General features: G+C 36.8%; 21 protein-coding genes. 11 read left to right on the top strand and 10 right to left on the bottom strand.

What is annotated here, in order from left to right:
* Window positions 1-85 precede the first annotated feature (85 nt).
* Window positions 86-1,276, bottom strand: coding sequence for a M14 family metallopeptidase (locus tag V6670_RS22590; RefSeq protein ID WP_141904557.1), 1,191 nt, complete (start codon window positions 1,274-1,276; stop codon window positions 86-88).
* A 184-nt stretch (window positions 1,277-1,460) separates the two neighbouring features.
* Between V6670_RS22590 and V6670_RS22585 the strand changes: the two genes are divergently transcribed.
* Window positions 1,461-4,199 carry an ATP-binding protein gene (locus tag V6670_RS22585; protein ID WP_338652164.1) on the top strand — a complete coding sequence of 913 codons (2,739 nt, stop codon included), beginning with the start codon at window positions 1,461-1,463 and terminating at the stop codon, window positions 4,197-4,199.
* Between the two features lie 5 nt (window positions 4,200-4,204).
* A complete protein-coding gene (locus V6670_RS22580) occupies window positions 4,205-5,059 on the top strand; it encodes a protein-glutamate O-methyltransferase CheR (RefSeq protein WP_141904555.1) in 855 nt (284 codons plus the stop codon).
* Window positions 5,060-5,076: 17 nt separating this feature from the next.
* Here V6670_RS22580 and V6670_RS22575 read toward each other — a convergent pair whose 3' ends face one another.
* From V6670_RS22575 to V6670_RS22565, 3 genes are all read right to left on the bottom strand, one after another.
* Window positions 5,077-5,217: a hypothetical protein gene (locus tag V6670_RS22575; protein WP_186436176.1), complete on the bottom strand. Its 141-nt coding sequence runs from the start codon at window positions 5,215-5,217 to the stop codon at window positions 5,077-5,079.
* Between the two features lie 433 nt (window positions 5,218-5,650).
* A complete protein-coding gene (locus V6670_RS22570) occupies window positions 5,651-6,799 on the bottom strand; it encodes a fused response regulator/phosphatase (RefSeq protein WP_036119474.1) in 1,149 nt (382 codons plus the stop codon).
* 123 nt (window positions 6,800-6,922) lie between these two features.
* The gene (locus tag V6670_RS22565) at window positions 6,923-7,930 is read right to left on the bottom strand and encodes a hypothetical protein (RefSeq protein WP_141904554.1); all 1,008 of its coding nucleotides are present in this window, start codon (window positions 7,928-7,930) and stop codon (window positions 6,923-6,925) included.
* Between the two features lie 101 nt (window positions 7,931-8,031).
* Here V6670_RS22565 and V6670_RS22560 point away from each other — a divergent pair, with 101 nt between their 5' ends.
* Window positions 8,032-8,163, top strand: a complete 132-nt coding sequence (locus tag V6670_RS22560; protein WP_338652163.1) for a hypothetical protein — start codon at window positions 8,032-8,034, stop codon at window positions 8,161-8,163.
* 444 nt (window positions 8,164-8,607) lie between these two features.
* On the opposite strand, the gene psiE is transcribed toward V6670_RS22560, so the two are convergent.
* On the bottom strand, window positions 8,608-9,063 hold the full coding sequence (gene psiE / locus V6670_RS22555) for a phosphate-starvation-inducible protein PsiE (protein ID WP_141904553.1): 456 nt from the start codon (window positions 9,061-9,063) through the stop codon (window positions 8,608-8,610).
* A 220-nt stretch (window positions 9,064-9,283) separates the two neighbouring features.
* Here psiE and V6670_RS22550 point away from each other — a divergent pair, with 220 nt between their 5' ends.
* Entirely contained in the window at window positions 9,284-9,508 is a 225-nt protein-coding gene (locus V6670_RS22550) for a phosphate-starvation-inducible protein PsiE (RefSeq protein WP_141904552.1), read from the top strand.
* A 46-nt stretch (window positions 9,509-9,554) separates the two neighbouring features.
* On the opposite strand, the gene V6670_RS22545 is transcribed toward V6670_RS22550, so the two are convergent.
* Together V6670_RS22545 and guaC are read right to left on the bottom strand one after the other, a co-directional pair.
* Window positions 9,555-11,285, bottom strand: a complete 1,731-nt coding sequence (locus tag V6670_RS22545) for a methyl-accepting chemotaxis protein (protein WP_141904551.1) — start codon at window positions 11,283-11,285, stop codon at window positions 9,555-9,557.
* Window positions 11,286-11,479: 194 nt separating this feature from the next.
* Window positions 11,480-12,463, bottom strand: coding sequence for a GMP reductase (guaC, locus tag V6670_RS22540; protein WP_141904550.1), 984 nt, complete (start codon window positions 12,461-12,463; stop codon window positions 11,480-11,482).
* A 236-nt stretch (window positions 12,464-12,699) separates the two neighbouring features.
* On the opposite strand from guaC, the gene V6670_RS22535 reads away from it, so the two are divergent.
* Window positions 12,700-13,119 carry a VOC family protein gene (locus tag V6670_RS22535; RefSeq protein WP_036119456.1) on the top strand — a complete coding sequence of 140 codons (420 nt, stop codon included), beginning with the start codon at window positions 12,700-12,702 and terminating at the stop codon, window positions 13,117-13,119.
* 100 nt (window positions 13,120-13,219) lie between these two features.
* Here V6670_RS22535 and V6670_RS22530 read toward each other — a convergent pair whose 3' ends face one another.
* Entirely contained in the window at window positions 13,220-15,169 is a 1,950-nt protein-coding gene (locus V6670_RS22530; protein ID WP_338652162.1) for a methyl-accepting chemotaxis protein, read from the bottom strand.
* Between the two features lie 268 nt (window positions 15,170-15,437).
* Entirely contained in the window at window positions 15,438-17,387 is a 1,950-nt protein-coding gene (locus V6670_RS22525) for a methyl-accepting chemotaxis protein (RefSeq protein ID WP_338652161.1), read from the bottom strand.
* 226 nt (window positions 17,388-17,613) lie between these two features.
* Here V6670_RS22525 and V6670_RS22520 point away from each other — a divergent pair, with 226 nt between their 5' ends.
* A complete protein-coding gene (locus V6670_RS22520) occupies window positions 17,614-17,994 on the top strand; it encodes a VOC family protein (protein WP_141904547.1) in 381 nt (126 codons plus the stop codon).
* Window positions 17,995-18,082: 88 nt separating this feature from the next.
* Here the strand turns inward: V6670_RS22520 and V6670_RS22515 are convergent, their stop codons facing one another.
* Window positions 18,083-18,829 (bottom strand): hypothetical protein, encoded by a 747-nt coding sequence (locus V6670_RS22515; protein WP_338652160.1) that lies wholly within the window; start codon window positions 18,827-18,829, stop codon window positions 18,083-18,085.
* A 281-nt stretch (window positions 18,830-19,110) separates the two neighbouring features.
* On the opposite strand from V6670_RS22515, the gene V6670_RS22510 reads away from it, so the two are divergent.
* From V6670_RS22510 to V6670_RS22490, 5 genes are all read left to right on the top strand, one after another.
* Window positions 19,111-20,280 (top strand): acyl-CoA dehydrogenase family protein, encoded by a 1,170-nt coding sequence (locus V6670_RS22510; RefSeq protein WP_338652159.1) that lies wholly within the window; start codon window positions 19,111-19,113, stop codon window positions 20,278-20,280.
* A gap of 30 nt (window positions 20,281-20,310) precedes the next feature.
* Entirely contained in the window at window positions 20,311-21,174 is an 864-nt protein-coding gene (locus V6670_RS22505; RefSeq protein ID WP_338652158.1) for a transporter substrate-binding domain-containing protein, read from the top strand.
* A gap of 82 nt (window positions 21,175-21,256) precedes the next feature.
* The gene (locus V6670_RS22500) at window positions 21,257-21,964 is read left to right on the top strand and encodes an amino acid ABC transporter permease (protein ID WP_338652157.1); all 708 of its coding nucleotides are present in this window, start codon (window positions 21,257-21,259) and stop codon (window positions 21,962-21,964) included.
* A 15-nt stretch (window positions 21,965-21,979) separates the two neighbouring features.
* Window positions 21,980-22,681, top strand: a complete 702-nt coding sequence (locus tag V6670_RS22495; RefSeq protein ID WP_338652156.1) for an amino acid ABC transporter permease — start codon at window positions 21,980-21,982, stop codon at window positions 22,679-22,681.
* Window positions 22,682-22,694: 13 nt separating this feature from the next.
* Complete coding sequence (locus V6670_RS22490; RefSeq protein ID WP_036123911.1) at window positions 22,695-23,450, top strand: amino acid ABC transporter ATP-binding protein; 756 nt, start codon at window positions 22,695-22,697, stop codon at window positions 23,448-23,450.
* The last annotated feature ends 139 nt before the right edge of the window (window positions 23,451-23,589 follow it).

Raw genomic sequence — 23,589 nt, 5'->3', positions numbered from 1 at the left:
GTCGAAGTCCTCTTCATGAAAAAACTCCATTCGCTGAAATGCCGCAAAGGACAATTTCATAGCGAATGGAGCTGAAACAATACTTTTACATATATAATGCAGCAAGAAAAATTCCGAGGGCTTCCTCATAAATTTCGTCAAACTGACTGATTGGCAAAGGATTCGTACCGCTTCCTAGCTCAACGGTAAAGCCAGGTCTACGCCAATCTTGGATGAACCAATCTTTATAGCCTGCATAGCTTCCTGCAGATTGAATGGGTTCATAGCCGCTGACTCTACTAAATTCATTCACAAGTACCTCTGATTCTGGAGGCTCAAGATTTTCAAAGCCCCAATAAATAACACGCCCCTGTGTATGAAAGGCTAGTACTCTTGAAAAATCACGTAGTTTAGTCAAGTCAGCCATCGCAATAGCTTCAGGTTCAGATAAAGGTCTTTCACCACCATAATCTCTAGGCCCTGGTGTCTTAGGGTTACGGGCACTTTCTAGCTCCCATTGTGCAGGGAATTGATCATTTAAATCGATGCCATGGATGTTTGCTTTCCAGCCAGAAAAATCAGAGCTATCATTATTCCATGTAATTAATTGATTTCTTAATGTTGTATCATTTGGGGGACCTTGTATTACTAAATCCACTCCATCAGGATTCACCATAGGTACGATAGAAAGAGAGGTTTGCTGGTAAAGAGAGAATGGAGAGATGCCACGAATGCTACTTTGGTTGGTGAGGGCGAGCAAATAGTCGTTTAAAAATGTTAGAATAATAGGTGTAGTAATCCATTCATTTGCATGGAAGGAGCCGTTATAGTGAACACGTTTAGCTCCATTGCCAATCAACAACTCAGGTAGACCTTTCCCTAAAACGGAACTGCCAATAGTTGAATTGTGAAGAAAAGGATAAGCATCAATTAGTTTATTAAGATCATTCATCATACGGGTATACGTATAATTTTGCTTACCATCAACTAAACGCCACGTAATACGTTGTGGTATACGAATCATCTGACCAATTTGTAAGCGATTTGGATTGAGACCTGGATTAACGAGTAAGAGGGCGACTAGGGAGAGGTTTTGACTCTGTGCAATTTGCCAAAAAGAGTCCCCTTGTTTCAATTGATAGTCGATGGTCACAAAACCAGGAATACGAATGCGTTGTCCAACTCTTAAAAATTGGGGATTTATATTTTCATTGGAATCTAAAATTAGTTGAAGCGGTATTTTAAACACTTCACTGAAATGCCAAAGTGAATCTCCCGGTCTTACGATTATGTCCACATGTATTCTCTCCTTAATTTAGAAATGACTCAATATAAAATGTATATGAAAAATGCATAGACTTATTAATACGAAACAGCAAAATTTCTTTGTTGCTCATGTCAAAAGAAGAGATAATCAGTTATTTTTACATGTATACTAGTAATAAAATAGAGTGAAAGAAAGGTAAAGGTAGGAAAACCAAATGTTAAATAGATTGAAATTGGGTATACGCTCTAAGATTACATTAGGTTATATCATAATCATTCTTTGCTTACTTGCAGCCGTTGTCATATTAAATAATCAAATTAATTCTTTGCAAAAGGAAAGAAATTATATTATTAAGTACGATTCCAATGTTCAAACACTAACCAATGAAATTGAAAAATATATATTGGATATGGAATCGAGTCAGCGAGCTTTCATTATTACAGGCAAACAAAGCTATCTTGAGCCCTATAATAAGGCAGCTGATAATTGGAAAATGGATTTTAATGATCTCTATCAGCGAATGACAGATAAACCATCACAGCAGGAAAAACTAAAAGAGATAGAGGAAACGATTGAACATTGGATTGCCACTTCGGGAGAGCCAACGATTCAATATAAAAAAGATAATAACATAGAGGCGTTAAATGAGTTTTTTAAAGTAGATACTGGGCGCCAAGATTTGGAGAAAATGCGTAAGTTATTTGATTCGTTCCGCTCAACTGAAAATGCCTATACACAAGCGAAGGCAAGTCAATTAGACAAACAAAATAATAAGTTAACTAGTGGTTTATTTGGGATTTTAATTTTAGTTTCTATTATAGCAATTGTTATAGCTAGTGGCATTTCACGTTCTATTGTAAAAACGATAACAGAAGTTACACAAACCATTCAAGAAATCGCAGCTACAAAAGGTGATTTTACAAGAAGAATCTATGTGAATACCAATGATGAAGTGAATGATCTTGCCAATGCAACGAATATACTGCTAGAGTCAGTCGAAAAGAGAGAATGGCTACAAAGCAATATTGCGGAAATCGTGACAAAATATCAAGGAGTTTCAGCCATTACAAAATTGGCTGAGACCTTCCTGTCAGAAATCGCGCAGAAAACAGAGGCATCCCTTGGTGCATTTTATGTTCGTGAAATAACAGAGGACCAAGTACAATTTGTGAAAAAGGCTGCATTTGCTGACGGAGATGATCGCGTTGGTATGGAAAGCTTTAAAATGGGACAAGGATTAATTGGTCAATGTGCATTAGAAAAACGAATGTTATTTTACGATAATATTCCGCAGGACTATCGTTTAATCAGAACAGGATTAGGCGAGGTAAGACCGCATAATATTCTATTGATTCCTGTCATTTTTGAAAATGAAGTGATAGCAGTAGCAGAAATAGCGACAATGACTAAATTTAGTAAGCTACAGCAAGAATTAGTAAAGCAGGTCACAGAAACTTTTGGGCTAACAGTGAATAGTGTTTTAGGACGCATGGAAATTGTTCGTCTATTGAATGAATCTAGAGCAATGACGGAGGAATTACAAGTTCAATCAGAAGAGCTGCAGACACAATCAGAAGAATTACAAATGCAGACCGAAGAGCTGACAATGATTAATGAGCAGCTTGAAGAACGTACAAAAGAGGCAGAGTCTAAATCAAGAGAGCTAGAAAAGGCGAAAAAGGAATTAGAAGAAAGTGCCGAACAGCTTATCTTGAATTCAAACTACAAATCTGAGTTTTTAGCAAATATGTCACATGAATTAAGAACACCTTTAAACAGCATATTAATTTTATCGGAGATGCTAGCAGAAAATAGCCAACAAAATCTAACAGATGAGGAAATAGAGTATGCTCAAGTCATTCATTCTTCTGGAGAGGACTTACTTGCTTTAATTAATGATATTTTAGATTTATCAAAAGTCGAGGCAGGCAAGCTTGATATTATTTTTAATGAAGTGAACATGAGCGAAGTACCTGTACAAATTGAACATACCTTTGCACCTGTTGCGATGAAGAAGAATCTAGCATTCCATATTTCAAAGGCAGACCATGTTGTAGATGTATTCTATACAGATGAAAAGAGATTCCATCAAATCATAAAGAATTTATTATCCAATGCCTTTAAATTTACGGAACATGGTTCGGTAACATTAGCTATTCATCAGCTAACACCACAGCAGTTAACAAATAATATGCAGGATATAAGTACAGATTGGCTTGAAATTACTGTATCAGATACGGGTATAGGTATTCCGAAAGACAAGCATCAGCTTATTTTTGAATCATTCCAACAAGCCGATGGCGCTACGGTTCGAAAATATGGTGGGACTGGACTTGGTCTTTCTATTTGTAAGGAGTTTGCTAAATTGCTTGGCGGTTGGATTACGCTGCAAAGTGCTGAAGGACAAGGTAGTAGCTTTACGTTAACGATTCCAAGCTTACCAAATGGAATCGAAGAGGAGCATTGTCAAAAGCTTGCCATGAACGAAGTGGCTGTTACGGTGGTAGAGGAGCCAATTGCAGAGCAGCCAAAGGAAATAGAGGAAGCCCTTCAACAAGAGGTAGAGGTTTTCCAAGGGAAAAATATTTTAATAGTAGATGATGATAACCGTAATATTTATGCATTAAAAACGGCATTAGAAAAAAGAGGTATGAGCATTCTAGTTGCTAAAGATGGGCTTGAATGTTTAGAGGTAATGCATGCGCATCCTGACATCGATCTCGTTCTGATGGATATAATGATGCCGAATATGGATGGCTATGAAGCGATGACTATTATTCGTCAACAAATGAAACGAATAGACTTACCGATCATTGCATTGACGGCAAAGGCTATGAAAAATGACCGTGATAAATCATTGCAGGCTGGTGCATCTGATTATATTAGCAAGCCATTAAATTTAGATCAATTATTATCGGTCTTAAGAGTCTGGCTCGTTTCTAAAGGGAGTTAATGAAAATGGAGCAATTTCAGCCTTTGGAGCAAAAAATACAATTAAATAAACAAACAAATTTAGAAATTGATTTATTACTAGAGGCTATTTATCGTTTATCAGGCTATGATTTTCGTCAATACAATCGTTCATCCATTTCACGTAGAATTTATAATAGGATGGGGATCAATAACATTCCAACGATTTCTCAGGTACTAGAAAAGGTCATTCATGATCAAGAATTTTTAGAGCAGATGTTGAATGATTTTTCGATAAATGTAACCGAGATGTTTCGTAATCCTAGCTTTTTTAAAGCTTTTCGTGAAAAAGTAATCCCTATTTTAAGAGAGTATCCAGAAATACGTATTTGGCATGCTGGGTGTGCGACAGGTGAGGAAGTATATTCTATGGCTATTTTACTTCAGGAAGAGGGGCTTATAGAGAGGTCTATTATTTATGCAACAGATATGAATGAGCAAGTATTAGAAAAAGCGAAGAAAGGAGCTTTTCCTATTCATAAAATGCAGGCATATACGAAAAACTATATGCTTGCTGGAGGAGCCCATGCGTTTTCAGAATACTATCAAACAGATTATCAATATGCTTACTTCCATCCAACACTATTGAAAAATATTATTTTTGCTCAGCATAATTTAGTAACGGATCATTCTTTTAATGAGTTTCATGTTGTCTTGTGCAGAAATGTCCTGATTTATTTTTCACCTAAGCTACAGAGCCAGGTACACCATTTGTTTTATGAGAGTCTAAGTGACAAAGGATTTTTATGCTTAGGGGATAAAGAAACATTGCGGTTTGAAGAGATTATTTCAAAGTATCGAGAAATCGTAGGCTACGAAAGAATTTATCAAAAAATGTATTAATGAGTAAGAGGCTATCTTCAACTGATGGCCTCTATATATTGTTGAAAAAAGATGATGTCAATAGCAGAAAAAGAATCTTTGGCAAGGTGAGGGGTTAATTTCCGTTCCGCCAGCGTCCTTTCCAGGGGGCGTCCGATGAGCCGCTTCGCTTCACTCACTGCGTTTCGCTCCAGGGTCTCACCTGTGACGCTAAATCCCCTAGGAGTGACGCTGGCTCCACTCCAATCAAATGTATCTTTTATACTAGCCGAAGCGATCAAAATAGTCCATTATTTGTATAATTAAAGAAAAAAGGCTCTTATTTTCAATGTAGAGAAGTGATGAGTAACAACACCTCTCCATAAAATGAGTAGTGAATACCTCCATTTTATTTGAAAACCTTTGCTAAAAAGTTCACATTTTGTGGATTGGAGTGGAAGGCTACTTGACTCCTGTGGGATAGCGAGACAGGCGAGCCCCTGCACAGAGCTCGCCCATAGGAAAGCAGGTAGCCTGCAACGGAAATCCATTTTCACCTTTCACAAAAATTCTATTGATTGTTTTTCAACACTATAAAGAGGCTATCTTCATGTGATAGCCTCTGCTTTTTATTTATATGGAAGTAGTGCTAGCTTGAATCATTAATACACACATATCATCAGGCTGGTTTTCTTGTTTATCTTTAGGTAATAGGTTGTCAATGAGGCATTGTGAATAATCCCATTTAGTGGATGTTAGCGTTTGCAAATGCTTTTCTGACTCGATTTCACAGGGGCCCATTGCCTCTAAAACACCATCTGTAAATAACACAATTTGAATATCTTGTTCATATTGAATACATTGCTTTTGAACTTTCATTTCATCGAAAAAGCCGACCGCACAGCTACCTTGATTTAATGGAATACATGTTTTTTCATCTATTAGTGCGTATCCAGGAGGGTGACCAGCGTTTATGTATTCGACTGTTTTTTGCTCTGTATCAATGATGAAATAAATCGCTGTAAAATAATAAAGATTATTATCTTTTCCATCTTGTAAAAGAGTCATATAACGATTCAGTTCTTTGATGACAAGTTCTGGGTCGTTTAGTTGTTTAACGGCCTCTCTTAAAACCGAGGAGATAAACATACAAACAAGCGCTGCAGATATACCGTGACCCATCATATCCAATAAAATGATAGCATAGCGATGATCGTCTATTTTGTACCAATAATACATATCGCCTGCTAAATTAGAGGATGGTAGATAAGAAACTTCTATCCGGATATCCTTCTCGTTTAATGGTGGACTGAGCAGGCTTCGTTGTACATGAGTGGCTAGATCTAGTTCATATTGAATTTTCTTGTCATGCTGGGTGTGCCAGTCTAATTCAGCTTTTAAGCGTAAGGCAACACGAATTCTTGCAAGCAGCTCCGTTTTATTAATTGGTTTTGTAATATAATCTACACCACCAATGTCTAGTGCTTCTGCTAGTTTGTTTTTATCTTCCAGTGCTGTGACAAATATGATTTGGATATCTTTCAATCTTTCATTTTGCTTAATGCGTTTGCAGGCCTCAATACCATCTACTTCCGGCATCATAATGTCTAACAATATTAAATCTACAGAATTTCCTGTTGGATTTGGTGCATCTAATTGTAAATAATCAAATAGCTCATAAGCAGATGAAAGAGAAACACAGTTATCATAACCTGCATTTTTTAGTATTTTTTCAATGACAAATAGATTGACTTGATTGTCATCTACTAGAAGAATGGTCATAGTTAATTCCCCTTACTCTGATTGAATTGTGCAGATTATTCATGTATATAAAATACTTTCAACTTTATCATTATACAAAACATCGGAGAATAAAGGTATTTTAGCGATTTGAATAGGGGGATTTTATACTTTCGCTTTTTTAAATCCTTGATAAATATCAAATGCATTTGCTAAAACAGCAATAATTATACTGACGAGTAAGATTTTATCTATAGTATAGGCAACCTTAGCGGATGTTGTTTCTAGGATGGCAGCCATGTAGGGAATCGAGGCACTATGAATAAAATCTTGGTGTATCGCCATTAAAATAAAGACGATCGTTCCTACACTTTGAAGTAGTGCATTCGTGATGGCGATGAGCATTGTCCACTGACCAGCACGCCATTTTATAAAAGATAATACGAGACTAAGAACAATACATAGTAAGACGATAGGAGCAAATGATTGTAAAACATTTTGATTAAAGATTGGCATAACAAATTTCAAGCTACCATTGTCATTCGTTGTATAAATCCCTAAAAGACGATAAGCATTCCAATAGACAAAAGAAAATATTAGAATTCCAACTAGGCTAAAAATCGTATCACTTAAAGTAATCACCTTAACTTTGGGAATGGGTTTCATTTTAACTAAATCATCAGGTGACCATTGCTTGGTGTCTTTCAAAAAGGGTAAATGAATCTTTTCAGAACCAGAGCGCTCGATGATGATGAAAACGACGGTAATCCAAAACAATACGTGAAATATTACAGCAATAATCGCCACAATAATCATGGCAAATGCCGAAATAATGGTTGAAAGAAGCGCTTCTCCACCTGAATAGAGCACAATTTTTTGGATTACATGAACAATAACCGTAATGAAAATAGCCCAAGGCATAACTAGTTTGATTGTTCTTGTATATTGATCAAAAACCTCTGGGCCAATTAAAAAACGAGGTGTATCTTGATAGCTTGCCGCAACTTCGGAAGGACTTCCAAGTTTTTGGAGTACATCCTTAACATCGGATTCAGAATAGGACTCAGGCAGCATATCCTCAATCGTAGCTTTTAGTTCAAGCTTTATGTCTTCACGCTTATTCTTATGTAGCCTTTTAGACACTTCGTGAATATACGAATCAATTAAAGCCATTTATTTTCCTCCTTTAATCATTTTCATTGTTCATTATTTCCGTGTGGTAATATATGTTATTTGTGGGGTATAAAAATTAATATGAAAAATGTACAAACAACATGCAGCACTTTGAAAATGGAGGGGATATGATGAGAGTAATAGAGAAGTTATTAAAAGAACAAGATTTTTTAGAATTTCTGAATATCGTTGTAGAAGACTATCCAGGAAGAATGGGACAAAAGAGCAGCTGAAAAATCCATTGATGCAAAATGAGAACAATGACCAATCTTTTCAGTATTATGGACTTTGGGAAGATGACAAACTCATTGGTGGTATACAACTACATGACTTTCAAATGAACCTGCTTTCTAGTAATCCGTGGGGTAGAGCTTGTTGCAGTTGTTTTATTACATAAAAAGAGAAGGTTGCTAAAGAACTAATCTAACATCTCTTTCAAATTTTTTTAGCAAAAAACATTCATTTTGTTGCTTTGTTTCCGTTTATTTTTGGGGGGGCTCTGGACCGAGCTTTCTTCGCTGGTGATGGGTGTAGTAATGATCCAAGAGCTATAATGCATAGTCAAACCCTGGTTAGTGATGAGCTATATTTACAAGACTTATAGCAGTTTTTCTATGTGTTCGCAAAGCTTACATGTATTTGACATTTTAGAATAGGAATAGCGCTCTTACTACCGGTCAGTGCTCTTTTTTTATAAAAATAGAAGACCGCGTTGGTCTTTCAAGTGGTGTGATGTTAATAATAAAATAGCTTATGATTAATATCAGGATAATCAATGAATAAATTAAAGTATTTAGAGGGTGATCATGCTCCACAATAATTAAACGAATCATCGCTGTGATACCTATATATATAAAGTAGCGCAGTGGAAAATGATAATCCTCTTTAAAATATTTAATAATCATTGTGATGAACTCAAAATATAAGAAGAAAATAAGAATATTGGCAAGGAATAATTTATAATCGCCACCTTCCTTGGCGAAGATTAATATTTTAAGAAATTCGATTAGCTCCTTAAAAAGCAGAAATGATAGGATAAGAGCTAGTAACACAAGGCAAACGTTGAGAAATAGCTGTAGAGATTTCGGCACAGCTTTAATGAGCTGCGCGTAAGTAAAATTTTTTTGATTCATACATTTCCTCCAATCGAGTGTTAGTATTAGGTTTGTTAAATACATCATCATATGGCTGAGCAGTGGCTTATTATGATATAAATATAACAATTAGCCGTAAATCTTGTCTTTATTTTTTGTAAAGTTTTGGTATATTTTCATGAAAGAAAGTTTTCAAAATAATTTAGTGGTATGCTAAAATAGATGTGCATGAATATAAAATATAAAAGGGGTTTTTAAAATGGCAAAAGCTACAAAAACTGATGCGAAAATTACACCAGAACGTTTAGAAGAAGCGTTAAACGTTCGTGATCGTCTTATTATTGAGCTACTGGTACAAGTACTTGATGAAAAATTAGTAATTGAGCGCCCTGTATTACGTGAACGTCTAGGAAACCTTGTAGAACTTGCTGATCATGATGCAGAGCTGAAGGAAACAATCCACGCAGTAATTAACAAACTATAATGTTAAGAAGAATGCTACGCCTAAACCGTAGCATTCTTTTTTCTTGTCATGTAAAGCGTTCTACTAAGTCGTACATGCGCTCTGCCTCTGTATGAAGTTCCATAGAGGAGTGCATAATCGAGTTCACTGCTGACTTTTGTTCGTCTATGGAAGCATTAATTTGTTCCGTAGCTGCGGCAGATTGAGTAGCTACACTGGCTATTTCTTTGATAGCATTCATCACCACTATGCGATTTTCCGCCATGTCGTTCATTCCCTCATCTAGTGAAACAAGATGCTTTGTAATATCCTGAATGGAGTCTGCTAGGAATGTAAAAGCTCCTTTTACTTCAGTAATCGATATGGCTTGATTTTGTGAAAGTTGGAGCGTGTGTATCATCTTTGCATCGGAGTTTGCAGTACCCACCTCAATACGCTGTAATAGATTTCTGACACGCGTAGTAGCTTCGTTTGTATCCTCCGATAAATGCCGGACTTCCTCTGCCACAATGGCAAAACCTTTACCGTGTTCACCAGCACGCGCTGCCTCTATGCTAGCATTGAGTGCCAAGAGGTTTGTTTGTTCAGATATAGATGTAATTGTTTGTACCACTTGATGAATCTCTTTCATTTGGTTCGTCAAACTGGAGAAATTAGTTCTTAACTCCTCAATCACCTGTGTGAATTCACTTGAATTTTGCAGTAAACCTTCTACTTTTTGTCTACCATTTTCTTGTGATGAATTGATGATATTCATATTTTCAGTGATCTCACTATATTTATTTGTAGCAATTGAAATAAGTGAAGATAGTGTTTCAACCTTACTAATGGCCATCTCAGCTTCTTCTGCTTGCACAACTGCCCCTTTAGAGATGTCATTGATTGCTTGATGAATTTCGTCAGCAGAAGCGGTTGTTTCCTCTGTAATAGCACTAAGCATCTCTGAAGAAACTCTCATTTGAGAGGCGCTATCCTTCGTATTGTTGACCATTTCATATAAGCTATGTTTCATATTATTCACGTTATTAGCGAGTATACCTAGTTCATCTTTTGTGGTAACAGGTATGTCATCGCCAGTTAGCTTACCTTTAGCAATATCTGAAGTAATCACCATGATTTTGCGTATATAGGTAGTCATTCGTCCAGAGAAGAACCAGAAGAGTGCCACACCAATAATCGTTGCGAGGATTGTCATACAAAGCGTGTAATAGAAAACATTTTTAGTGCCTGCATTGAAGTCCATTTCGTATGTACCAGCTGCAATAATCCACCCCCAATGTTCGTCCATTTCTACATAAGTAATTTTAGGTGCAACGATTTCAGGGGTGGAGGGTAGTGCCCAATCATAACGGACATATCCTCCACCAGCCTTAGCTGCTTCAATCATTTCGCGTACAAAATAGCGTCCATCCTCTGTTTGTAAATCAGCAATATTTTGCCCTTCCAGAGATGGATGCGTTTCGACTATGCCGTTATCTTGAAAGGCATAGAAATAAAAATTATCCCCATATTTAACAGGATTATCGATGGATCGTTTATTGTCTTCAACTCTTTTACCAACAATTTGTGTTCTTGCACTTTCCTGAGCTTCCTCTAACGTTATATTTCCCTTTTGAACTTGAGCATCTAATTGTGCAATTAATTCAAGAATGCCTAGTGTGCCATTTTTAAGACTTTGTCGACCTACTTGATCTAGTTCACCTTTCACTACGATGTAATTGACGGTTCCAACTAGTACTGTTGATATTAGAATAACTATGATGGCAAGACTAACAAGTTTATTACGTACTGATTTCATGAAACAAAACCTCCGTTCCTCCAATATAGTTATATTATAATATATAGTTTTCTAATAAAATAGAAAATTCTGATAATAAATGTCATATTTTAATATACTATGTATTCATGATGCTTATAGAACAATTGATGGGGAAGGTCTCATAAAAGAACCCCAATAAAGAACAAGTAGTTCTTTATCGGGGTTACTATGGATTAGTATACTTTATCTCCATTGAAGATAGAATTTTTTACGATAACATAATCAACATTTCGAATAGCCTCTAGTTTTGTGCCACCAGCATAAGAAATAGATGATTGTAAGTCTTGCTGCATCTCGATTAATGTATCTTTGATGCTACCTTTATGCTCAACATACATTTTCTTTCCTTCGACATTTTTGCGTTCGCCTTTTTGGAATTCAGAGGCAGAGCCGAAGTATTCCTTCACCGTTTTACCATCAACTTCAATTGTTTCACCTGGTGATTCTTCATGACCAGCAAATAAAGAACCAATCATCACCATTGAAGCGCCGAAACGTACAGATTTAGCGATATCGCCATGTGTACGAATACCACCGTCAGCAATAATTGGCTTTGTAGCAGCCTTTGCACACCAACGTAGTGCAGCTAGCTGCCAGCCTCCTGTACCAAAGCCTGTTTTGATTTTAGTAATACAAACTTTACCTGGTCCAATGCCTACTTTCGTAGCATCTGCGCCAGCATTTTCTAGTTCACGTACGGCTTCAGGTGTTCCAACGTTTCCAGCAATGACAAAGCTGTTTGGTAAGTGCTTCTTAATGTGTTGGATCATACGAATAACAGCATTTGAATGACCATGTGCAATATCAATTGTAATAAATTCAGGTACTAAATTAGCAACTGCTAATTCTTCAATAAACGCATATTCATCTTCTTTTACACCAACACTGATCGAGGCAATTAAGCCCTTTCCTTGCATTTCTTGAATGAAGTTTATACGAGTTTCTGGTTGGAAACGGTGCATAATATAAAAGTAACCGTTTTCAGCAAGTTTCTTAGCAAGATTTTCGTCAATAATTGTTTGCATATTTGCAGGTACTACAGGAAGCTTAAAAGTATGCCCACCTAAAGTAACCGAAGTATCACACTCTGAACGACTTTCTACAATACATTTTGCGGGAATTAGTTGAATATCCTCATAGTCAAATACGTTATCCATTATATACACTCCTAAAATACGAATATTTTTAAAGATTTATTTTAAATTGTTCGCCATTTGGTAATTTACATGATTTTTGAGTAAATGTCAAAGCTTTTACGAAAATAAATGAAAAATTTAAAAATAAGGGGGAATAAATTTATTTGTAGATGAATGATTCCATTTATAATTTGTGCTATGTTTTGTAATCCATGTACAATAGAATTGTTTCAAAAAATGACAAGGGAGTGTTGGAAATGGCAGTAGAAGTGTATTTGATCTTTAATGGAAATTGTCGAGAGGCTGTTGCGTTTTACGAAAATGCTTTTAATACGGACAAGGCTGAAATTATGACGTTTGGAGATTCACCTCAAAATCCTGATTACCCACTACCAGAGGAAGCGAAAGATCTTGTGATGCATACACGACTTTCTGTATTTGGTAGTAGAATTATGTTCTCAGATACATTTCCAGGCTCACCGTTCTCCGTTGGGAATAATGTTACATTAGCGGTTGTTTCCGATGACGAAGAGCAAATGCGAGCAGCATTTGATAAGCTGAAAGACGGCGGAAAAGTAACGATGGAGTTACAAGAAACATTTTGGAGTAAATGTTACGGTTCGCTGACAGATAAATTCGGTATTGAATGGCAATTTAGCCATGAGGCAAATGAATAAATAGCTAATAAAAGCACGATGATCTTGGAAAGTCCAAAGATCATCGTGCTTTATTTTAATTCATCCATGTCTTTTGTCGAAAGCCAAGCGTTATGGATAATTAGTAATTAAATCGGTCTACATAGCCTTGTAATTCGTCCGCCATATCAAGTAAAGTTTTAGCCGAAGAAGCGATTTCCTGCATGGAGGACAATGTTTGTTCCGTTGAAGCGGCAACTTCTTCAGAGGCTGCTGCATTTAGTTTTGCATGGTCTGATAGCTCAATGGCTGTTGCGGATACTTCTTCTACAACGGCAGACATTTCTTGTGCCGAAGCTGATATATCTTCCATTTTCGGTGCAATCTCTCGAAGACTTTCAACGATACTTGTAAATTTCTTTTTCGTATCCTCAGATTGCTGTAACCCTTCTTGGACATCTGATGAAGCTTTCATCATCGTTTGCACAGATTTAGCCGTGTCCTGTTGTATGCCTGTAATAAGCGCAGAAATTTGTTCTGCTGATTGATGGGATTGTTCCGCTAATTTACGTACTTCATCTGCTACAACCGCAAAGCCTTTGCCTTGTTCACCAGCTCGGGCTGCTTCAATAGCGGCATTCAGAGCAAGAAGGTTCGTTTGGTCAGAAATGGCACTAATAATTTCTATAATGGAACCAATTTCTTTTGTTCGATCAAACAGTGATTTAATCATGGTGTCGGACTGTGTCACAGATTCATGGATGGAAACCATTTGATTCACAGTTTGTTCAACAGATTGTCCGCCTTCCTCTGCTAATTGGATAGCCTGACTGGACAGGTCTGAAACTTGTAGGGCACTATCTGCCACTTCTACAACACCTTTAGCAATTTCCTCAATGGAAACAGCATTTTGATCGATTCCAGTTGTTTGTTTTTCGGTGCTGATAGCTACCTGCTGCATAGCCTCTGTAACCTGTTCAGATGCAGCTATGTTTTGTTCAGCATTAGCTGAAAGTCCTTGGGCAGAGGTTTGAACATGCTGAGAGCTTTGGTCAACATTGCGTATCAGTTTTTTTAAGCTAACTTTCATCGAGACAAATGCCTCACTAAGCTGTCCAATTTCATCCTTTGTATGAATATCAATAAACTCCGTTAAATCGCCCTCACTAATTTTTAATGCACTTTGCTGAAGTCGTTTAATAGGGTTCACAATAGATTTAATCATAGAGAGCATAAAAATAATTCCTACAATAATAGAAATACCAATGATGAGCAATGTGATAGTAAATGAAGCAGTCGCTGCCTCTGTAGCCTCTGCGATGAACATTGTACCAACTACTTTCCACCCTGTAAGTTCATTGGTTTCAAAACGTAACTGGCGATCATCTTCCATAATCATACCTTCCTGTTGTTCGTAAACTTTTGCCATATATTCTTCTGTTGCTCGTGAGCCGCTTTCTTTATCTTTTTGCGCAATATATAGCTGATTACGATCTAGTAAGGATGCAAACCCAGTTTCTCCTATACGTGTTTCGTCTGTCAGTGCACTAAGAACAGAGATATTTACATCTAAGGCCATCACACCAGAATTATCTGGAAGAGCTTGCATGACAGTCACTACTACATTATTTGTTGATTTTGAGATATATGGTGAAGTAATGGATACTTGCCCTTTGTTCTCAATTGCTTCTACGTACCAAGGTCGTTTACGTGGATCATAATCACTTGCATAATCATGGACGGGTTCATCAATTATTTGACCATCTGCTGTTCCAATATATAACAGCTCTACCTCGGGATGAGTATTAATATATTCTTGAAAAAGTTTTTTTAATTCAGTTTTTTTATCTTCTTGTAAATAAGATTGATTTATTTTTTTGGAAAAATATCCAATGTCATGAACTTTTGGCGCAATTGTATTTGTAATATTGCTGTTAAGCATACGCACACTTTCCTTAGCGCTTGCTTGTTGCTCTTCTAAAATCTGATTTTTAGTACTTTTAAAGGAGGTATACCCGATTAAAAGTGCGGGAATGAGGAGTATCATTAAAAATGCAAAAATGAGTTTCTTTCTTAAGCTAATCTGTTTCATATAGTATTCCTCCTTAAAATGACATTAGTTAATTGTCATAATTTGATAACTGGTTCAATAGACAAGTCATTCCAATGTTTAATCTGATTCTAAGAGGAAAATGAATAATAATCAACATAATTTTCTGAAAAATCTGGAAAATAAAGTTATACTATAGTACTTTTTGTAGAAAAATATTTTATTTTGTAATTTCCCCTGTTTTTATATGTCAAATTAGTACAGAAAAAATCTGAGCTCCATAATAGAACTCAGATTCTGAAAGGATAATTTAATATTCAAAACGATTTACGTAACCTTGCAATTCATCCGCCATATCAAGTAACGTTTTGGCAGAGGATGCCATGTCCTGCATAGAGGATAAAGTTTGCTCAGTAGAAGCAGCAACTTCCTCTGTAGCTGCAGCATTTAATTTGGCGTGATCTGATAATTCAATAGCTGTAGCGGAGACCTCTTCCACGACTGCAGACATTTCTTGTGCAGAGGCAGATATATCCTCCATCTTTGGCGCAATGTTTCGTAGACTTTCAATAATGCTGGCGAATTTCTTACTTGTTGATTCTGTCAATTGTAAGCCATCCTGAACATCTGCTGAAGCCTTGACCATAGTCTGCACAGATTTAGCCGTATCCTGCTGAATACTCGTAATGAGCGCAGCAATTTGCTCTGCTGATTGGTGAGATTGCTCTGCTAATTTTCGTACTTCATCGGCTACTATGGCAAAGCCTTTGCCATGTTCTCCAGCCCTTGCTGCCTCGATAGCAGCATTGAGGGCTAGTAAATTTGTTTGGTCTGAAATGGCACTAATCATCTCTAAAATTGAACCGATTTCTTTCGTGCGATCATATAGAGTTTTAATCATTGTATCTGATTGTGTAACAGATTCATGAATAGAGTTCATTTGTTGTACAGTTTGTTCGACTGCTTGTCCACCTTCATCTGCCAGTTGGATAGCATGGCTAGAAAGGTCTGATACCTGCATAGAGCTGTCTGCGACCTCAACAACCCCTTTAGCAATTTCCTCAATGGAGATAGCATTTTGGTCAATACCTGTTGTTTGCTTTTCCGTGCTGACTGCCATTTGTTGCATAGCATCCGCAACCTGTTCAGAGGCAGCGATATTTTGTTCTGCATTGGCAGATAAATCTTGAGCAGACTTTTGAACATGCTGGGAGCTTTGGTCCACGTTGCGAATTAGTTTTTTCAAGCTAACCTTCATGGAGATAAAAGCTTCCCCAAGTTGTCCAATTTCATCTTTAGAATGAATTTCAATAAACTCTGTTAAATTACCTTCACTAATTTTCAACGCGCTTTGCTTAAGTCGATTAATTGGAGTAACTACAGACTTAATCATGAAGAGCATGAACATAATACCAACTAGAATGGACACAACAATAATGATCAAGTTGATATTTAAAGTGGAGGCAGCAGCCTTTGCAGCTTCTGCAGTAAACATTGTGCCTATTATCTTCCAGCCAGTAAGTTCATTTGTAGCAAACTGTAAATGACGGTCTCTTTCAATAATTGTACCGCTTGCTTGCTCATAAATTTTAGTGATATAGTTTTCTGTTGCCTCAGTACCACTTTCTTTTTCAGGCTGTGCGATATAGAGCTTATTGCTATCTAGAAGAGAGGCAAAACCAGTCTCTCCAATGCGGATATTATTCGTAATATCACTTAATGTAGAAATGTTAAGATCTAATCCTATGACTCCAGAACCATCTGGTAAAGCCTGCGTAATTGTAATGACCATGTCACCAGTTGATTGTGTAACATAAGGGGCAGTGATGGAGACCTCGCCATTATTATCTAAGGCTTGCTTATACCAAGGTCTTGTACGAGGATCGAAGCCATCAGGATAGTCTTGAGCAGGCTCGTCAAGTAGTTTGCCATCGGCAGTACCAATATAAATCAGCTCTACTTCAGGGTGCATATTAATGTATTCACTTAGTAATGATTGAAGTTTCGGAATGTTATGATCTTGAAAGTAGGTTTTACTAAATTTTTTCGAAAAATATTGCACATCTTTTAGTTTGGGTTCAATCGTGTTCGTAATATTGGTATTAAGAATACGTACACTTTCAGTTGCACTTGCATGTTGTTCTTCGGAAATTTGCTTTTCTGCACTTTGGTAGGAAACAATTCCAATCAACAGGGTTGGGATGAGAAGCATTGCTAAAAACGAAAAAATAAGCTTTTTTCTTAAACTTAGTTGTTTCACTTGTATTATCCTCACATAATTTTTTTATTCTAAACTTTTCCCTAGAAGGTAAATAATTCTCATTCTATCAGAAATAAAATAAAAGTTAAGTACTTTGGAATAATAATTTACAAGTTATATATATTATGGTCAATTATTCGAAATTTCGCTAAATTGAAATCGTTAGAAGCTATATAAAGCTACAGTTTGATATATACTAATGCTCAAAAGAGGAGGGAAATAGGTTATGATTCATCAAATTGGGCAGGTAATGTTATATGTTAATGACCAAGAGGTAGCAGTAAAGTTTTGGACAGAAAAAGTGGGGTTTGTTGTCGTTGCTGATCAGGAAGAAGCAGGGATGCGCTGGATTGAAATTGCGCCAACGAAGGATGCACAAACATCATTTGTGTTGCACAATAAAGAGATCATAGCTAAAATGCAGCCGGAGCTAAACTTAGGAACTCCGTCTATCATGTTTTATGCTGATAAAATGGAAGAAATGTACCAAGATTTTCAGGCAAAGGGCATTAAAGTGGGCGATTTAGTTATGATGCCAATGGGTAGGGTATTTAATTTTGCTGATCCTGAAAATAACTATTTTGCCTTGGTTGAAAAACAAATATAAATGACGGAATCTGCTCGTATTTTGCTTTGTTTTTAAGCAAAAATGAGCAGATTCCTGTTTTTTTATCTTATTTAATAGAGAGAGTCTTCTATGATAAATCCTCTCCAAAAATACTAACCGTTTGTCGATCTATCATAAATTCATGACCATTCCATTTTAAAACATTTTCTACATAGCCTAGTCCATCGGCATGATACCTACCTGCAATTCCTTGATACCCTAAAATTTCATAGGTTCCATCTCGATCATAATCAATGGGATATAGTCCGCTAAAAGGGTCTACCCAGCCTTCTATAGGTTGCTTTAATGTACCGTCCGGATTATAAATTTCTGCTAAGTAGTCCGCTCCTTTATACTGTAAATCGATTGTGTATCTTTTAGCGGGATTTGAACTTTGAACTACAGCCTTGTAGTGATCTACATAATTGACGCTATATTTGAGTTTATTATTAAAAGACTCTGCGTCAAAAATAGAACGAACTTGATTGTTGATGGATGAAAATATTTCACCGTTTATAATTCCTCCGCTACCCCCAGTATCAGAGACAACCAGAATATCCTCAATATGATTACCAGTAAAATCGCCTAGAAAAATAGTCGGATTATAGCCCAAATTCTGTTTCAAGGGAAACTGTTGCATTTGTTGTGTTTGCACATAAAAAATAGTGAGTGTGATATTTTTCCACAGAGGGCTATCCGGTTGTTGAACGCCCACTAAAAAAATTGTTTCCAAAAAACCATCGCCATTAATATCTCCAAACTTAGTTTGAATTACTTGTGGAGCCAAATAGGATAAGGTGCCAGCACTTTGTGGCGAATTAGAATGATTAGTCATGTATACACCTCTTTCATTAGTCTTAGCATATGTTGTAAACAAAGCATGGTGCATAAATTAAAGGGTAAAATTGAAACATTGTAATTCATATTAAACTAACAAAAAAACTTGAGTTTCACCCATTGACATTTTCAAATGTGAAAAGTATTATAAATGTCAACGAATCAGAAAATTCAGTACCGAATAGTATCTCACTACAATATGTAGGTAGAGATTTTTTTTCACTATCAATTCTTAGTAATTTTATATGATTTATATATATTGGGAAGAAGGAGATTTACTTGAAGGATTTATTTGTAAAAACAGAGCGACAACGGTTCTGGTTAGATCAGCTAGCAGCTATTGCAGAGCCAATTAAGGCTGAGGCTGTTGAGGTAGACGAACAATCTCGTTTCCCGTTTAAAGCACATCAATTGCTTTTGCAAATTGGCTATCCACAACTAACTTTACCGAAACAATATGGCGGAGAGGGCTTATCAGTCTATGATATGGTACTTGTGCAAGAAACATTAGCAAGCTATGACGAAAATGCATCTCTTTCCCTTGGCTGGACATTAGGCGTTGTTGGTGAAATATATGAAACCCACTTATGGACTGAGGATGTATTAACAGCATTCGCTCAAGAAATAAAGAGCGGTGCCATCATTAATAGAGCAGTTAGTGAGGCAGCAACGGGTAGTCCAACACGTGGTGGTCGACCTGGAACATATGCTGTTTCGACAAAAGAGGGCTGGCTATTAAATGGACGCAAAATCTTTACGACTGCGTCACCGGTGCTCGATTATTTCCTTACTTCTGCTTGGATTGAAGAAAAGCAACAAATTGGTTTCTTCCTTATTCATAAAGATTCTGTAGGGCTAACGATTGAAGAAAATTGGGAGATGTCTGCGATGCGAGGTACTAGTAGCCATGATCTTGTGTTAAAAGATGTCATAGTGGCAACAGAGCATTTAGTAGAGTTACCAAGTCATCCTAGTGGTGGCAAGATAAATGGCTGGATACTCCATATCCCAGCAACATACTTAGGTATTGCACAGGCTGCCCGTGACTATGCGGTCCATTTTGCCAATCATCATCAACCGAATAGCTTGAATGCTCCGATTAGTACGTTGCCAAATGTACAACAGCTTTTAGGAGATATTGAATTAAAGCTTCATCAAGCACGTTTTGTCTTGTATGGAGTGGCTGAGGCTTATGATGATACAGCTAGACGTAGTTTATTAACAAATGAAATGGCTGTTGCTAAACATACAGTAACAAACATGGCAATAGATATAGTCGATAAGGCAATGCGTGTAGTGGGAGCGAAAAGCTTGCAGCTATCCAATCCATTACAACGCTATTACCGTAACGTCCGTGCAGGACTTCATAATCCGCCTATGGATGATATGACGATTATAAAGTTAGCGACTGCCGCTATTGAACAACAAAAATTAACTGGAAATTCATAATGATTACATGGAAATAAGGAGAAATGACAGATGAAAAAGATTAGATTATTTCAATTTGCCGCAATTGGTTTGGCTTCTATAGCACTTTTAACGGGGTGTAATTCAGGACAATCAGCAGATAAGGATTCAGGTGATGGTGAACAGGTTCGTACAGTAAAGGTCGCCTACGATCAAGCCTCCAAGCCTATTAGCTATATCGACGATAATGGAAATCCAACAGGGTATGATGTAGAAGTAATGAAATTAGTAGATGAATTAGTACCTGACTATCAATTTGAATACGTAGGTACAACAAGTGATGATTTGTTGATTGGTGTTGAGCAAGGGAAATATCAAGTAGGGGTTAAAAATGCCTTCTTTACACAGGAGCGTACAGAGAAATTTATTTTCCCGAAGGAATTTTTAGGGTTAAGTAGTGCGGGGCTCGTTTTACGTAAAGAGGATGAAGGTGTGAAAACATTAGCCGATTTTGCAAAAAAGGGTTATTCTTTAGCACCGATTGCTGCTAATAACGCGCAATATACAATTATCGATGAATATAATACGGCAAATCCAGACAATAAAGTACAACTTCAAGCTGGTGATGCATTTACCGTAGACGTTGTGCAGTGGGTAAATGAAGGGCGTGTTGATGGTGGCGTCATGATTGAGGGACCATTTAAACAACAAGTGCTTGCTGAGGATGGCCCTTATTACAACTTAAAAGATGAGGTTGTCTATAACGAATTTGCTGTTATTAAAACATGGCCTCTGTTCAATAAAAAAGAACAAGAATTTGCTGATGCCTACGATAAAGCGATAGCTCAAATTAAAGAGCAGAAGAAACCAAATGAATTAAGCACGAAGTTCTATGGTCGCGATTTATTTGAAGTGCTAGAAAATGTTAATCGTTAGCTTGAAACGGAACGAATAATAAGGCTGTTGAGTCTTTAATGCTCAGCAGTCTTTATTCATAAAAGGAAAAGTTGGTGAGGAAATGGATAAATATTTTGATGCAACCTACATTTGGAACGCAATCCCAATGTTATTACCATTTTTAAAAATGACGTTCTTAGTTGCAGGGTCCTCTATTATCTTAGGCACACTATTTGGTTTATTGTTGGCGGCAGCTAAGCTATCTTCAATAAAGTGGTTACAAAAATTCGCAAATTTATATACAACGATTATGCGTTGTACGCCATCCATCGTTTTGTTATTTCTTGTCTATTATGGTGTGCCAGCATTAGCAGAAAATGTTGGTCTTAACCTCCATTCAATTGAAACAGCTATATTCGTTGTCGTAACATTCACCTTACAATTTGCTGCAATCATGTCTGAGGTGATAAGATCCGCCTATTTAGCTATTCCAAAAGGTCAGTTTGAAGCAGCGGTTAGTGTGGGCTTAACACCATTTCAGGCATACCGTCGAATTATTTTCCCTCAGGCACTTGTCGTTGCTTTGCCGAACTTTGGGAATGGCATGATTGCTTTGCTACAAGAAGGCGCACTAGCTTATACAATTGGTCTAATTGACATTGTGGGCAAGGCAAATTTAATTATTGCCAGTAACATCAATGCTCATGCCTTAGAAATTTATATTGCATTAGCCATTATTTATTGGGTGTTATCAATTATTATAGAAAAAATATTTACTATATTAGAAAAGGTATTTGGGAAGGGTAAGAAAACCTTAGAAACAACTTAAGGAGGAGGCGTGAACGTGAATTATCCATTTTTACTTGAAACATTTTTCATTGCATTATCTGGTGTTCCCATTGCACTCCTTATCACAGTTGTTGCTTTATTGATAGCTCTGCCACTTGGTTTTTTGTTGGCACTCACTAGAATTAATAAAATTCCAGTTATTCATCATCTAGCAAAAATTTACGTTTCATTCGTGCGAGGAACGCCAATCATTATACAAATCTTTATTATCTATAGTAGTATCCCGTTAATGTTAAAAATTATTTTTGAAAAATATAATATTGCGTATGATATTTATAAAATCAATCCAATTTGGTATGCGTTTATCGTGTTTGCATTCAGCTCAACAGCCATTTTAATAGAGGTCTTTCGTTCTGCATTAAGCACTATTGAAAAGGGGCAATTAGAGGCTGCACACTCAGTAGGTTTGACAACGTTCCAAGCTTATACTCGAATTATCATTCCACAAGCATTAGTAGTTGCGCTACCAAATATTTGTACAGCTACTGTCAATCTTATTAAAGCTACCTCGCTAGGCTACGCAATGTCACTTCCTGAAATTACGCTGAAGGCCAAAGTAGCTGCAAATGTTGGCTACAATTATGTGGAAGCCTATCTGGATATCTTTATCGTGTACTTAATATTATGTAGTACGGTGGAATACTTGTTTAAGCGCTATGAAAAATATTTAAGCAAATACAAAGTGGCAAATGCCTAAGGGGTGAATGAGCATGTTAGAAATTAAAAATATTCATAAATCATTTGGTGGCAATGAAATTTTAAAGGGTGTTGATTTAGCGATTGATAAAGGCGATGTTGTTGTTATTTTAGGCCCTAGTGGCTCAGGAAAAACAACATTATTACGTTGCATCAATTTTTTAGAAAAAGCGGATCAAGGACATGCGACATTTGGAGATATTCAAGTGGATTTTCAACATGTGAAGAAAAAAGACGTACATGCAATTCGCCAACGTGTCGCATTTGTCTTCCAAAATTATAATCTTTTCACTAATAAAACGGCATTAGAAAATGTGACGGAAGGTTTAATCATTGGACGTAAAATTCCTAAAGCACAGGCTGTGGACATTGGTAAAAAGGCACTGGATAAAGTAGGTTTATCGGAAAAGTATGATGCCTATCCAAGTCAACTGTCAGGCGGTCAGCAGCAGCGAGTAGGGATTGCACGTGCAGTAGCATTGAACCCAGATATTATTTTATTTGACGAACCAACGTCCGCACTTGATCCTGAATTAGTAGGTGAGGTTCTACAGGTCATGAAAAATATTGCAGCTGAAGGCACAACAATGCTTGTGGTGACACATGAAATGGGATTCGCCAAAGATGTTGCTAATCGTGTGATTTTCATGGATGGAGGCGTTGTCGTAGAAGAGGGGAGCCCTCATGATATTTTCGTAAGCCCAAAAGAGGAGCGCACAAAGAAATTTTTAAAACGTGTCATTCCAGAAGATTACACTTTCTATATATAAAAAAACAGGAGGATCTGTTACTGACAGATCCTCCTGTTTTGTTGTTGAAGAAAGACGAAGTAAATAGCAGAAAAAGACTTTTTGGCAAGGCGAGAGGTTGATTTCCGTTCCGCCAGCATCCTTCTCAGAGCGCGTCCGA

The organism is Lysinibacillus sp. Y5S-8 (assembly GCF_036894365.1).
Lineage (GTDB): Bacteria > Bacillota > Bacilli > Bacillales_A > Planococcaceae > Lysinibacillus > Lysinibacillus fusiformis_D.
Note: the sequence above shows the minus strand (reverse complement) of the source record. Positions and strands in the feature narration are given on the sequence as shown.

Excerpts from the sequence above, each read along its gene's own strand:
- V6670_RS22570 (WP_036119474.1), bottom strand. The coding sequence starts at position 6,799 with ATGACCATTCTTCTAGTAGATGACAATCAAGTCAATCTATTTGTCATT.
- V6670_RS22500 (WP_338652157.1), top strand. The coding sequence starts at position 21,257 with ATGGATAAATATTTTGATGCAACCTACATTTGGAACGCAATCCCAATG.
- V6670_RS22535 (WP_036119456.1), top strand. The coding sequence starts at position 12,700 with ATGGCAGTAGAAGTGTATTTGATCTTTAATGGAAATTGTCGAGAGGCT.
- psiE (WP_141904553.1), bottom strand. The coding sequence starts at position 9,063 with ATGAATCAAAAAAATTTTACTTACGCGCAGCTCATTAAAGCTGTGCCG.
- V6670_RS22565 (WP_141904554.1), bottom strand. The coding sequence starts at position 7,930 with ATGGCTTTAATTGATTCGTATATTCACGAAGTGTCTAAAAGGCTACAT.
- V6670_RS22580 (WP_141904555.1), top strand. The coding sequence starts at position 4,205 with ATGGAGCAATTTCAGCCTTTGGAGCAAAAAATACAATTAAATAAACAA.
- V6670_RS22530 (WP_338652162.1), bottom strand. The coding sequence starts at position 15,169 with ATGAAACAGATTAGCTTAAGAAAGAAACTCATTTTTGCATTTTTAATG.
- V6670_RS22585 (WP_338652164.1), top strand. The coding sequence starts at position 1,461 with ATGTTAAATAGATTGAAATTGGGTATACGCTCTAAGATTACATTAGGT.
- V6670_RS22490 (WP_036123911.1), top strand. The coding sequence starts at position 22,695 with ATGTTAGAAATTAAAAATATTCATAAATCATTTGGTGGCAATGAAATT.
- V6670_RS22550 (WP_141904552.1), top strand. The coding sequence starts at position 9,284 with ATGGCAAAAGCTACAAAAACTGATGCGAAAATTACACCAGAACGTTTA.
- V6670_RS22520 (WP_141904547.1), top strand. The coding sequence starts at position 17,614 with ATGATTCATCAAATTGGGCAGGTAATGTTATATGTTAATGACCAAGAG.
- V6670_RS22505 (WP_338652158.1), top strand. The coding sequence starts at position 20,311 with ATGAAAAAGATTAGATTATTTCAATTTGCCGCAATTGGTTTGGCTTCT.
- guaC (WP_141904550.1), bottom strand. The coding sequence starts at position 12,463 with ATGGATAACGTATTTGACTATGAGGATATTCAACTAATTCCCGCAAAA.
- V6670_RS22545 (WP_141904551.1), bottom strand. The coding sequence starts at position 11,285 with ATGAAATCAGTACGTAATAAACTTGTTAGTCTTGCCATCATAGTTATT.
- V6670_RS22560 (WP_338652163.1), top strand. The coding sequence starts at position 8,032 with ATGCAGCACTTTGAAAATGGAGGGGATATGATGAGAGTAATAGAGAAG.
- V6670_RS22515 (WP_338652160.1), bottom strand. The coding sequence starts at position 18,829 with ATGACTAATCATTCTAATTCGCCACAAAGTGCTGGCACCTTATCCTAT.